A 12,883-nucleotide genomic window follows, 5' to 3' on the forward strand; every position below is an offset into this window, starting at 1 on the left:
AAAACAGCAACTGCTCGGCAGCCGTTCTCCTCCTCCGGCTCTGCAGGGGTTTTACCCTGCATATTCAGGTGATTTGGTTGGGGAGGGGTTGGCTTTTTCAGGGGTGCCTCCGTTTTCGTCCAAGGTGCTGAGAGGGCTGAAAGCTTCAAAATGGATTTGTTTTTCCAGCACTCCCATTTCAAGTAAAGACCGGTAAATCACTTTCATGAAAGGAATCGGGCCACAGAAATAAAAGTCTGCATCAGTGTCCGGAATGACTGTCTCCAGCCAGGGTCGGTCGATATATCCTTCTTTGTCAAATGTTCCGGCAGCCCGGTCTTCATCCGTGGGTTTTTCATAACAGACAAAGGAACGGAAGCGGGGGTTTTGAGCGGCCAGTTGGGCTACATGCTCCTTCATCGCATGGACCCTGCCATTGAGGGCCGCGTGTATGAAGGTAACCTCTCTTTCAGGCTGGGTTTCTGCCATGGTGTTCAGCATACTGAGCAGAGGAGTCAATCCAACACCTCCGCTGATCAATACCACCGGGGTTCGGGAAGCGGTGTCCAGTACGAAATCTCCCGCCGGTGCACTGAATTGGAGGAGATCCCCCTCTTTCACTTCCCTGTGAAGGTAATTGGAGACCAAGCCCGGCGGATTGCCGTTATGGGCGTCTTCCCTTTTGACGGTGATCCGGTACTCATTCTTTCCCGGGGCGTCGGACAAACTGTAATGCCGGATGTGATCATATTTTTCACCGGGAATTTTGGCCCGCAGAGTTAGATACTGTCCCGGTTGATACCGGGAAATGGGCTGTCCGTCCGCCGCTTCCAGATGGAAAGAGGTGATCACATCACTCTCCGGAACTTTTCTTTTGACTATAAAATCGCGAAATCCTTTCCATCCCCCGGGTTTATCTTCGGCTTTCCGATACAATTTCTGTTCCATGTCGATGAAAACATCGGCAAGAACCTCATAAGTCTTCTCCCAGGCTTGAATGATTTCATCATCCACTTGGTTCCCCAAAACATCTTTTACAGCTTGGATCAAGTTTTCTCCTACGATGGGGTACTGTTCCGGTACGATTCCGATCGCCCGATGCTTATGGGCGATTCGTGTGAGTATGGGTTGAATTGATTCCAACTGATCAATATGTTCCCCTGAGACGTAGACGGAATGAGCAAGTGCTTTTTGTTGGATACCTCTCTTTTGGTTGGTCTGGTTAAACAGATTGGAAAGCTCCGGATGATTCCCAAACAGCAGTTGATAAAAACGCTTGCCGATGGCCTCGCTGTTCTGTTTGAGAACCGGAGCCGTTGACTTGACAATCTCGATGGTCCGTTGATCCAGCATCTTCACACCCCCTTTCAAGTCTGTTGAAAAATGGGAACCGGTCTCATTATGTGCAGGAAGAATCCTGTTCATACAGGCGGCGGCAGCTCCGGCTGTTTTTTTGCGGGAAAGGTAAAAGCCCTCCCCAATTTGGAGAGGGCTGCTTCAGTCCTTTGGATCCCGGTTTTTTGCATTCTCCACCCGCTCATACCAACCATCGCCCACCGGCCGGTAAAGGGAGCGGTTTTTTTTGTGAAGGGGGCAATAGGAGCACCGACCTCCGGGACGCTGTTTGTAGCATTGGATGCAACGGATGGGTTTTCCTTTCATCAGAACCCTCCCACTCTGCCCTCGACGGAACCCGATTCCATTTTTTCCGGCAACGTTCCCTCGGGAGTACCATAAAATAGTTGGTGGATCGTAAGGTTGAATCCTGTCGGCAACTGAGATAAAATGAAATGAGAATAAGTTGAGAATGACTTTAAAAGTCAACTCGAAGCTTGTCGGGTGTGAAAGGATTTGCGTGAGATCAGCCACCGGTTTCCGCCCACTTTCACCCCAAATCGTATCACCAACCCACGCCATCTGCAAACAGGGTCCTTTGGGCCCGTTTGTTTATCATAAATGGTGAGCAGAGATCAGACTATGGAGGAATGCAGAATGTCGACAACACCCAAACTCACAATAAAAGATCTGCAGGTTTCCATCGAGGATAAAGAGATCCTCAATGGTGTGAATCTCGAAGTGAAGGGTGGCGAAATTCACGCCATCATGGGCCCCAACGGGACCGGGAAAAGCACCTTGGCCCAAGCACTGATGGGTCATCCCCGTTATGAAGTGACCGGGGGAAGCGTCAGTCTGGACGGGGAGGATCTCCTGGAGATGGAAGTGGATGAACGGGCCCGCAAAGGATTGTTCCTTGCCATGCAGTATCCCAGCGAGATCAGCGGGGTGACCAACTCTGATTTTCTGCGCAGTGCCGTAAATGCCCGACGGGGTGAAGGGAACGAGTTGTCCATCATGAAATTCATGAAACAGCTGGACAAAAAGATGGACCAGCTCGGGATGGATGAATCCTTCGCCAGCCGTTATCTGAATGAAGGATTCTCCGGCGGTGAAAAAAAGCGGAACGAAATCCTCCAGATGCTGATGTTGGAACCGCGCATCGCGATTCTGGATGAGATCGACTCCGGTTTGGATATCGATGCTCTCAAAGTGGTGGCGGAGGGTGTCAACTCCATGCGCAGTCCCCAGACCGGATTTTTGATCATCACCCACTACCAACGTCTGCTGAACTATGTCAAACCCGATTTTGTTCATGTGGTGATGAAGGGGCGGATTGTAAAATCCGGTGGACCGGAGCTGGCGGAGCGGCTGGAAGCGGAAGGTTACGACTGGGTGAAAGAAGAGTTGGGCATCGAAGACGAAACCGTTGAGAGCCAGTCGTGAGAGAGGGGTGTGTCATGATGAACGTGGATACTGGACAACGATTTGATCGCGAGACCATCATCCAACTCTCCCAGTCCCAGCAAGAACCCGATTGGATGCTGCAACGCCGCCTCCGCGCATGGGACCGGATCGGTCAACTTCCGTTCCCCAAACCGGAAAAGACGCGCATTGACCGCTGGAACTTCACCGATTTCCAACCTGTTCAGGAGGAAGAAGGACTGGCTTCACCGGAAGAGTTGCCGGAGGAGCTCCGTTCCTATATCTCCGGGGATGAGACGGACAATCTGTTTATCCAGAAAAATTCGAGCCCAATCTTTTGTCGGTTGTCCAGGGAGCTTTTGGCTCAGGGAGTTCTCTTCATGGATCTGCCCACTGCTGTCCGTGATCACGGGGAACTGGTGCAGAAATATTTTATGACTGACGGGATTCAACCGGAGGAGCAAAAACTGACCGCCCTTCACGCCGCATGGGTCAGCGGTGGAATCTTCCTGTACGTGCCGAAGGATGTGACGGTGGAAACCCCCTTCCAAGTCCTGTTCTGGGCGAAGGGAAAAGGAATCGGAACCTTCCCCCATCTGTTGGTGGTGGCGGAGGCGGGCAGTGATGTCAATGTGGTGGCAAACTATATCTCTGATCCCGACACGGAGGCTGTCATCAACGGAGCGACGGAGGTTTTTGCCGGCGACAACAGCCGGGTGCGGATTGCTTCACTCCACACCCAGGGTCAAGGAGTGACGGAGGCCGCTTACCGACGTACGGTGGTCGGACGGGATGCGGACTTGAAGTGGATTGTCGGTGATTTGAACTCGGGCAAAACCCTTTCCGACAACACCACCCATATGAAAGGGTCCGGGGGAAATGCCCGGATCAAGGGAATCACCGTCGGCTCCGGTGATCAACGCTCCAACATCACCTCCACGGTGTACCACTGGGGCACTCACACCGAGAGCGACATGACGGTGCGGGGTGTGATGAAAGATCAAGCACAGACCATCCTGAACGGGATCACCAAGATTGAAAAAGGTGCCCGCAAGGCCAATGGGGTTCAGGCGGAAAAAGTGTTGATGCTGAGCGAGGAAGCCCGTGGGGATGCCAACCCGATTCTCCTGATCGATGAAAACGATGTGCAAGCGGGTCATGCGGCCAGTGTGGGCCGGATCGATCCGATCCAGATGTTCTATCTGATGTCCCGGGGACTCACCCGCCAGGAAGCGGAACGTCTGCTCATCTTCGGTTTTGTCGGTCCCATCCTGGAGACCATCCCCTTTGAATCTCTGCGCGAACGGATCACGAGTGTGATCGAAAGGAAATTGGGCTGATGAACCGGTACGCGAAAGACTTTCCTATCCTGAACCAGGTGGTTAACGGGCACCCGTTGGTTTATCTTGACAGTTCAGCTACCTCCCAGAAGCCGATTCAAGTGATCGAAGCGGTGGAAGAATACTATAAGAAAGACAATTCCAATGTGCACCGAGGGGTTCACACCCTGGGCACTCGGGCCACCGAGGATTACGAAGGGGCCCGGGAGAAGGTGCGACGCTTTATTCATGCTGCTTCCCCCAAAGAGATTATCTTCACCAGGGGAACCACCTCTGCCATCAACCTGGTCGCTATCAGCTATGCCCGGACACACCTGTCCGAAGGGGATGAGATCCTCCTCTCCCCTTCGGAACACCACAGCAATCTGATTCCATGGCAACAGGTGGCCAAGGTGACGGGGGCCCGGCTGAAATACTTCCCTCTGGAGCCCGATGGGACACTGGATCCCGCCAAAGCGGAAGTGATGATCACCGAACGGACGAAACTGGTGGCCATTGCTCAGGTGTCCAATGTCCTGGGTACTATATTTCCCCTGAAAGAACTGGCCCGGATGGTGCATCGCCATGACGGCATTCTGATGGTGGACGGGGCTCAGAGTGTGCCCCATATGAAAGTGGACGTGCAAGACCTGGATTGCGATTTTCTGGCCTTCTCAGGCCATAAGATGTTGGGGCCGACGGGAATCGGGGTTCTCTACGGCAAGGAACGGCTGCTGGAACAGATGGAACCGGTTGAATTCGGCGGTGAAATGATTGATCACGTCGATCTGTATGAGTCGACGTGGAAGGAGCTTCCCTGGAAGTTTGAAGGAGGAACCCCGGTCATCGCCGGGGCGGTCGGTCTCGGTGCAGCGATCGACTATCTGGAGGAGATCGGGATGGCGGAAGTGGAAAGGCACGACCGCCGGTTGGCCGCCTATGCCCTGGAGCGATTGGAACAGGTGGAGGGACTGGAAGTTTACGGACCGAGGGAGGACCGGATCGGACTGGTCACCTTCAATATCCGGGGAATCCATCCCCATGATGTGGCCACAGTACTCGACTCCGAAGGTATCGCCGTCCGGGCCGGACATCATTGTTGCCAACCGCTGATGCGGTGGTTGGATGTGTCGGCGACGGCCCGGGCCAGTTTCCACATCTATAACGATGAGGATGATATCGACCGTCTGGTGAAGGCTGTACAAAAGGCGAAGGAGTTTTTCGGCGATGTCCTTGGATGAGTTGTATCGGAGAGTAATCATGGATCACTACCAGAAGCCGAGAAACCGCGGCCGAATCGAAGAGGGTTCGGTTACGGTGGATTTGAACAACCCCACCTGTGGGGATCGGATCTCCATTCAGATGCATGTGGATGAAGGGAAGATCCGTGAGGCGAAATTCCTGGGTGAAGGCTGCTCAATCAGCATGGCTTCCGCTTCGATGATGACGGAAGCAGTCAAGGACCTCACCCTGGAAGAAGCCTTGCACCTGGTGGATCTCTTTTCCAAAATGGTGCAGGGAGAAGAGGTGGATCCGGATGAATTTCCGCTGGAAGATATTGAAGCCCTTCAGGGTATCTCCAAGTTCCCGGCCCGCATCAAATGTGCGACGCTGGCATGGAAGGCTCTGGAGAAAGGGGTGAAGGAAGCAGCTGACCAAGGCTGATTCCGCCCTGAATAGGAGGGATTGAATATGGCGAAGGAATTGCCCGATATTTCTTCGGAGTATCAATACGGGTTTCATGATAAAGATGTCTCGGTGTTCCGGGCGAAGCGCGGGTTGACCCGGGAGGTGGTGGAAGAGATTTCCCGGATGAAGGATGAACCGCAGTGGATGTTGGATTTCCGACTGAAGTCGCTGGAACAGTTCTACAAGATGCCGCTTCCGAGTTCGCAAAACTCCAGGTGGTTCTCTCTGTTGCCCGGCAAATTGGATGATCTCGATTTTGACGACATCACCTACTATGTGAAACCATCGGAACGGCAGGGACGCAGCTGGGACGAAGTACCGGAGGAGATCAAGCGGACCTTTGACCGCTTGGGGATCCCCGAAGCGGAACAGAAATTCTTGGCCGGAGTCTCGGCACAGTACGAATCTGAAGTGGTTTACCACAATATGCAGAAGGAACTGGAGGAGCAGGGGGTCATCTTCTGCGACACGGATACCGCCGTCAAGGAGTATCCGGAACTGGTACAGAAATATTTTGGCACCATCGTGCCCCCCACAGACAACAAGTTTGCGGCTCTGAACAGTGCTGTTTGGAGCGGTGGAAGCTTCATCTATGTTCCCAAAGGGGTGAAGTGCGATGTTCCGCTACAGGCTTATTTCCGCATTAACTCCCAAAACATGGGCCAATTTGAGCGGACGCTGATCGTCGCCGATGAAGAATCCTTCGTCCATTATGTGGAAGGGTGCACGGCACCGGTCTACAGCACTGACTCCCTGCACAGCGCGGTGGTGGAGATTATCGTCAAGGATCATGCCCGATGCCGCTATACCACGATCCAGAACTGGGCTCCCAACGTCTACAACCTGGTGACCAAACGGGCTGTTGCCGAAAAAGGGGCCCATATGGAGTGGGTGGACGGGAACATCGGTTCCAAGCTGACCATGAAATATCCCGCCGTGATTATGAAAGGGGAGGGGGCCAAAGCGGATGTGCTCTCCATCGCCGTGGCCGGTAAAGGTCAGCACCAGGATGCCGGGGCCAAGGTGACCGCCCTCGCCCCCAACTGCACCTCCACGATCGTGTCCAAATCGATCAGCAAGCAGGGAGGAAAAGTGACCTATCGCGGCCTGTCCAGCTTCGGGAAAAACGCCCGGGGCTCCAAGGCGAAAGTGGAGTGTGACACGCTGATCCTGGATAACCAATCCACTTCGGATACGATCCCCTACAACGAGATCAAGAACGATGACATCACCCTGGAGCACGAAGCCACCGTTTCCAAGGTGTCGGAGGAACAGCTCTTCTACCTGATGAGCCGGGGTCTCTCCGAAGAGGAAGCCACCCAGATGATCGTGATGGGCTTCATCGAACCCTTCACCAAGGAACTGCCCATGGAATACGCGGTGGAAATGAACCGCCTGATCAAGTTTGAGATGGAAGGCAGTATCGGATAACGTCGAAAGGTGCCTTTGGCTTGGTTTGCCCAGGATGATATCTTTTGTAAAAACCGAGATGAATACAATACGTGTCTGCTGTGACTTTGATGCATATCTGAGTCACAGGGACACGTATTTTTTATGGTTTCAAAGGGATTAAAAAAGGAGTCACTGATTTTTTCTTAAAAATAGAAGGATTATTGGGAATACACCTCGAATTAATTTCACGGGAATGGTAATTTGTCCCTGATAAGGAATCTGATTCCATGCGGACGAGGGGTTCTTTTGAGATCACACCATTTGACAAGGGAGTGTTTGATCGTGCTCTCCAGACGAAGTGTGCCGTTCAAAGTACTCACTCTCTGTTTGACTTTATTACTTTCCGTCACGCTGTATCCGGGTTTTCAATCCGTCCAAGCCGCTGCATCGGGGCCACCGGGAGCGGTTGTGCTCAATCACACTCATTGGAATAACGACGGTAATTACAAGATCGAAATGAACATGTGGTGGGGGAATAACGGAAGCTCCTGGAAACTGTATGAAAACGGAAAGCTGATTCATGAGGAGGGCTTAAAGGAGAATTCCCCCCAAGCACAGTATGCTTTCAAGGAATTTACGAAAAAAGCGGGTGGAACATTCAAATACCAAGCAGAATTGATCAACTCCCACGGAATTACGGAAAGTAATGAAGTGATCGTCAAGGTTCCCGGTGAGGGGGAAATTCCGGGGGATGAAGACGCACCCACCGCTCCTCAAAATTTGCGACTGGAGGGTAAAACCGACCAGACGGTCTCCCTGAAATGGGATGCATCCACGGATCAGGTCGGTGTGACCGGATACGAAGTCTACCGTAACGATGTCCGGATTGCGACGGTGCAAACGACTTCTTACCGGGATACCGGACTGACACCGGGTATAGAGTATACTTATTATGTGAAAGCTTTTGACGCAGTGGGGAACATCTCCGAACCCAGCAACCGATTGGTGGTGACCACTTCAGAAGGCGGAGGCGGGGACCCGGGCCAATCCGGCCGAAAGGTGATCGCCTATTATCCCGGTTGGGCCACCTATGATCGCAACTATCAAGTGGCGGATATCGATGCTGAAAAAGTAACCCACATCAACTATGCTTTTGCCAATATCGCCAACGGGGAAGTGGTTGTGGGTGATGTGTATGCAGATACGGACAAAGCATTCCCGGGTGATTGTTGGGAACCGGGGTGCAAACGGGGGAACTTCAACCAGTTGAACAAACTGAAGCAAAAACACCCCCATTTGAAAACATTGATTTCGGTGGGAGGGTGGACCTGGTCCAACAATTTCTCCGATGCTGCCCTGACGGATGCTTCCCGGACCAAATTTGCCGACAGTGCCGTTCGTTTTATCAGAGAATGGGGTTTTGACGGAGTGGACTTGGATTGGGAGTATCCGGTGGAAGGCGGTTTGGTGGACGGACGTCCGGAAGATAAGCGAAACTTTACGCTCCTGTTGCAAAAGGTAAGGCAAAAATTGGACGAAGCGGGGAAACAAGACGGTAAAGAGTATCTGCTGACCATCGCATCGGGAGCCAACCCCAACTACGTGAAAAACACGGAATTGGATCAAGTCCAAGCTCAATTGGATTGGATCAATATCATGACCTATGACTTTCATGGGGGCTGGGAAAATGTTAGCGGTAACAATGCGCCCCTTTACTTTGATCCGAAGGACCCCTCTCCTGGAGCAACATCCTTCTACGTGGACGCTGCGGTGGAAGGTCACTTGAAGGCAGGTGTTCCCAAGGACAAGTTGATATTGGGCATACCTTTTTACGGACGGGGATGGACCGGATGTGATGGGACCGATCACGGCCTCTACCAGAGCTGTTCCGGCCCGTCAGAGGGAACATGGGAAGCGGGTGTCTTTGATTTCTCCCACTTGGAGAAGGATTATATTAATAAAAACGGATACACCCGTCACTGGAATGATCAGGCCAAGGTACCTTACTTGTACAATCCCGCCAACAAAACTTTCATCTCCTATGATGATGTGGAATCGATCGGGTACAAAACCGATTACATCAAATCCAAAGGGTTGGCAGGGGCCATGTTTTGGGAATTGAGCTCAGATCGAAACGGTACATTATTGAATAAAGTGTATAACGATTTTAAGTAGATCGTCGAAAGTGACTCAAAAAGAACCGGGCTATAAGGGCCCGGTTTTTTTATGCAAAAAATCCCTCCGAAGCATGGCTCCGGGGGGATGAAATGACTCAGTTTTCCACGGACTGGGGTAATGGCTTGAATTTTGCTTTGTCTTTGCGAACATCACGCAGGAAGAGACAAAGAAGCAAACCGACCAATGTGAATCCCACAGCCCAGATAAAGGCATCATTGATCCCGGAGACTGCCGCCTGTTTGCCGGCTTCCCCGAAGAGCATGGTGGCGAAGAGCTCTTTAGACTGGACCAGGGGGACTCCCGTCGCCTCGGAAAGCTTGGCGGCTCCTTCCTGAAACGACTGGGCAAATCCCGGATCAAACAGGCTCATTCCTTCACTTCGTTGGGCCAAATGTGCACTTGTCCGGTTAGTATAGATCGTGGTGAGCAAGGCTGTACCGACTGAGCCTGCCACCTGGCGAATGGTGTTGCTCATCGCGTTGCCGTGACTGTTGAGATGCTCCGGCAATTGATTCAAGCCCGCAGTCACAATCGGCATCATCAACAGGGACATGCCCAGGGAGCGAACCGTGTAAATCCAGATTACATGGGCATAGCTGGACTCCAATGTAAGGTGGGCCAACTCCCAAGTGGTGATGGCGGTGATCGTCAGTCCAACAATGGCAAGGGGACGCGGACCCAACCGATCAAACAGAAAACCGGAGATGGGAGACATAACCCCCATGATCAGAGCACCGGGCAACAACAGCAAGCCCGACTCCAGAGGGGTGAAGCCCCGCAGGTTTTGCAGATAGATCGGCAACAGGAACATCCCGGCGAACATGGCCATCGTGATGATGGCATTGATCACTGTGGACAGAGTGAACATGTCATATCGAAACACCTGGAAGTTGAGCAGGGGATCTTCCTGTTTCAACTGGCGGAATACAAACAGGAATATGGCAAATACCCCCAGCCCCAGGCTGATCACCACTTCCGGACTGTTCCAGCCTTTGGAACCGGCTTCGCTGACTCCATACAACAGAGCGCCAAACCCGATCACCGAAGTGATCATCCCGTACAGATCCGCGGGAGGTTTTCGCAAGGAGCCCAGATCCCGCACGAGGAGAAAAGCCAGGATAGTGATCACAACGCCCAACGCGAACATCCCGTAAAAGAGAACGCGCCAGGAATGATCCTCCAGGATCCAACCCGCTAGGGTTGGCCCCACCGCCGGAGCGAAGATCATTCCCAATCCGAGAATACCCATGCCGCGGCCCCGGATTTCCGGAGGGAAAATGATCAGAATCAGATTCATGACCAGGGGCATCATCACTCCAGCCCCGGCGGCCTGAATCAACCGTCCCGCCAGCATCACCGGAAAGTTGGGGGCCACTCCGGAGATCAGCGAGCCTGCAGTAAACAGTAGGAGGGAGGTTGTAAACAATTTTCGAGTTCCAAAGGTCTCCATCAAAAAGGCGGAGATGGGGATCAAGACGCCATTGACCAGCATGTAGCCGGTCATCAACCATTGTGCGGTGTTGGCTGAGACGCCGAAATCATTGATCAAACGGGGGATGGCCACGTTAAGTACGGTCTGGTTGAGTATGGCTAGGAACATCCCCATCATACATATGCTGAGCAGGGGGATATAAGGAGTGATTTTTACTTTGTCAACGTCGGTGTCAGGTGATGACATCATGCCCCTCCTCTCTGTTGGTGATGGACTTCCGTATCGTCATTTGGAGATTTGAATGGTGGCGTTCATTCCCGGAACCAGACTGTCCGGATAGGAATCCATGGAGATTTGGACCGGGATGCGCTGGACCACTTTGGTGTAGTCGCCGCTGGCATTTTGCTGAGGCATCAGGGAGAAGGTGGAAGCCGTCGCCAATCCCCGCTGTTTCACTTTCCCTTCGATGGTGCTGTCGGGGGCGGCATCCACTGTGATCTTCACATCGGCCCCTTCTTTCACATCTTTGTAGTCAGTCTCTTCGATATTGGCAACAATGTACAATTCATCCAGATCGACCAGGCTGCCCATCGGTTGACCCGGTGTGACCGGCTGTCCCTTTTGTACCTTGTTCTGAATGATCGTTCCATCTGCAGGAGCTTTCACCTCCAGGCTTTGCCCTTCGGCTGTCTCGATTTTGCCGATGACATCCCCTTTTTTGAAAGAGGCTCCCTCTTCACCCTTCCAGCTCTTTACCCGTCCCGGCATTTCCGACACCAGCGGGACCAGTTCTCCTTCCACCCGGGCATCATCGGTTTTCACATAGTTGGCTTGTTGGTAGTAATAGTAGTAACCGCCGATTCCGGCGGCCACAATGACCAAGGCCAACACGATATTCAACAGGATCAATCGTGATGTTTTCATCAGTGACTCCACTCCCGTCAAGATTTGTGTATTTTAACGGCAGCATTCATGCCGTAAACGACCTCGTGATCCTGGAAATCCGCCTCAATATACACGGGAACCCGTTGGACCTCCTTGGTGCTGCTTGTGGTGGATTTCAGATCTCCGGCTTGGTCACCGATTCTGTCCACTTTTCCCTTGAAAGTGATTCCGGGCTCGGCGTCAAGGTGGATATCCACTTGCTGCCCTTTCTTGACCCCGGTAATCTTGGATTCATCCACATAGGCGACGATGTGGAGATCTGAGAGGTCCGCCACCATTGCCAAAGGGACTCCCCCGACTGTAATCCGATTGGAGGAGGGGAGGCTTTCCAAAACCGTTCCGCTGATCGGGGATTTGATTTCCTGGGCGGGAGACTTCCCGGACAGGTTGGATGTCCCGGCACCGGACAAAAGGGGCGATGGGACAGAGGGAGACGGTATCGGAGTCAGACTTCCGATCACTTCGCCGGCTTTGACAGCCTCTCCGCCGTGAACCTTCCAGTCCAGCTTGCCGGTAGCCTCCGCAGTGAGGATGGCCATGGGTGCCTTCACCTGGGCGATGTCTGACGCGATATAGTTCTGCTGTTGGTACCCGTAATAGATACCGCCGCCGATCCCTGCGAGCAGAAAAAGCACCAGGATCAAGCCCCAAAGGAAAGAACGACGCTTCATGATTCCTCTCCTTTCGAAGGTGATTCAGTTTCCTCCAGAATTCGGATAAACTTGCGAAGTTGCAGAATCAGTAACTCGATATCTTCGGGAGGAAGACGGAGCAGCCGAGATTTAAGAAAGTTGGGGTTGAGAGCGGGAACCTTTTTGACAAAGGTTTTCCCCTCAGGGGTGAGATCGATCCACACCACCCGCCGGTCGTTCTGATCCCGTTTTCGTTCCAGATATCCCATACCTTCCAGTCGATCCACGATTCCACTGAGAGAACTGGTCGACATCCCCGCTTGTTCACTCAGTCCGGCAAGGGATTGCTTCCCTTCAAAGGAGAGGGTTCGCAACACAATGCTTTGTGGAACGGTGAGATTATATTTTTTCACCTCCAAGAATGCCTGTTGCCGAAATCTGCGTCCGCTCTGTCTCAACAAAAAGATCAATTCGTTGATCTGATCTTCTCCCATCAGGGACACCATCTTTCGATATATTTCGGGTGGCGAACTATACGTATAGGAACGAAGTATATG

The 12,883-nt window shown here is 52.6% G+C and carries 12 protein-coding genes; 6 read left to right on the top strand and 6 right to left on the bottom strand.

Annotated elements, in window-relative coordinates; genetic code table 11:
- Positions 1 to 51: 51 nt before the first annotated feature.
- Positions 52 to 1,332, bottom strand: a complete 1,281-nt coding sequence (gene hmpA, locus IEV46_RS07020; protein ID WP_188431377.1) for an NO-inducible flavohemoprotein — start codon at positions 1,330 to 1,332, stop codon at positions 52 to 54.
- Positions 1,333 to 1,476: 144 nt separating this feature from the next.
- Positions 1,477 to 1,641, bottom strand: a complete 165-nt coding sequence (locus IEV46_RS07025) for a hypothetical protein (protein WP_188431379.1) — start codon at positions 1,639 to 1,641, stop codon at positions 1,477 to 1,479.
- A gap of 330 nt (positions 1,642 to 1,971) precedes the next feature.
- Here IEV46_RS07025 and sufC point away from each other — a divergent pair, with 330 nt between their 5' ends.
- The 6 genes from sufC (at position 1,972) to IEV46_RS18465 (ending at position 9,314) form a co-directional block, all read left to right on the top strand.
- A complete protein-coding gene (gene sufC / locus IEV46_RS07030) occupies positions 1,972 to 2,760 on the top strand; it encodes a Fe-S cluster assembly ATPase SufC (protein ID WP_188431381.1) in 789 nt (262 codons plus the stop codon).
- A gap of 17 nt (positions 2,761 to 2,777) precedes the next feature.
- Positions 2,778 to 4,079 (top strand): Fe-S cluster assembly protein SufD, encoded by a 1,302-nt coding sequence (sufD, locus tag IEV46_RS07035; RefSeq protein ID WP_188431383.1) that lies wholly within the window; start codon positions 2,778 to 2,780, stop codon positions 4,077 to 4,079.
- Complete coding sequence (locus IEV46_RS07040) at positions 4,079 to 5,299, top strand: cysteine desulfurase (protein WP_188431385.1); 1,221 nt, start codon at positions 4,079 to 4,081, stop codon at positions 5,297 to 5,299. The genes sufD and IEV46_RS07040 overlap by 1 nt, the downstream gene beginning before the upstream one ends.
- On the top strand, positions 5,286 to 5,723 hold the full coding sequence (gene sufU, locus IEV46_RS07045) for a Fe-S cluster assembly sulfur transfer protein SufU (RefSeq protein ID WP_188431387.1): 438 nt from the start codon (positions 5,286 to 5,288) through the stop codon (positions 5,721 to 5,723). Before IEV46_RS07040 ends, sufU begins: the two co-directional genes overlap by 14 nt.
- 27 nt (positions 5,724 to 5,750) lie before the next feature.
- Complete coding sequence (sufB, locus tag IEV46_RS07050; protein ID WP_188431389.1) at positions 5,751 to 7,178, top strand: Fe-S cluster assembly protein SufB; 1,428 nt, start codon at positions 5,751 to 5,753, stop codon at positions 7,176 to 7,178.
- A gap of 303 nt (positions 7,179 to 7,481) precedes the next feature.
- Positions 7,482 to 9,314: a glycosyl hydrolase family 18 protein gene (locus IEV46_RS18465; RefSeq protein ID WP_188431391.1), complete on the top strand. Its 1,833-nt coding sequence runs from the start codon at positions 7,482 to 7,484 to the stop codon at positions 9,312 to 9,314.
- 97 nt (positions 9,315 to 9,411) lie between these two features.
- Here IEV46_RS18465 and IEV46_RS07060 read toward each other — a convergent pair whose 3' ends face one another.
- Genes IEV46_RS07060 through IEV46_RS07075 form a run of 4 tightly spaced genes read right to left on the bottom strand, consistent with a single transcriptional unit; the run spans position 9,412 to position 12,820 of the window.
- Positions 9,412 to 10,998, bottom strand: a complete 1,587-nt coding sequence (locus IEV46_RS07060; protein WP_188431393.1) for a DHA2 family efflux MFS transporter permease subunit — start codon at positions 10,996 to 10,998, stop codon at positions 9,412 to 9,414.
- Positions 10,999 to 11,034: 36 nt separating this feature from the next.
- A complete protein-coding gene (locus IEV46_RS07065) occupies positions 11,035 to 11,673 on the bottom strand; it encodes a biotin/lipoyl-containing protein (RefSeq protein ID WP_188431395.1) in 639 nt (212 codons plus the stop codon).
- A gap of 17 nt (positions 11,674 to 11,690) precedes the next feature.
- Positions 11,691 to 12,365 carry an HlyD family secretion protein gene (locus IEV46_RS07070; RefSeq protein ID WP_188431397.1) on the bottom strand — a complete coding sequence of 225 codons (675 nt, stop codon included), beginning with the start codon at positions 12,363 to 12,365 and terminating at the stop codon, positions 11,691 to 11,693.
- Positions 12,362 to 12,820: a MarR family winged helix-turn-helix transcriptional regulator gene (locus tag IEV46_RS07075; protein ID WP_188431400.1), complete on the bottom strand. Its 459-nt coding sequence runs from the start codon at positions 12,818 to 12,820 to the stop codon at positions 12,362 to 12,364. Before IEV46_RS07075 ends, IEV46_RS07070 begins: the two co-directional genes overlap by 4 nt.
- Positions 12,821 to 12,883 lie beyond the last annotated feature (63 nt).

Source organism: Kroppenstedtia guangzhouensis, from assembly GCF_014637345.1.
Lineage (GTDB): Bacteria > Bacillota > Bacilli > Thermoactinomycetales > DSM-45169 > Kroppenstedtia > Kroppenstedtia guangzhouensis.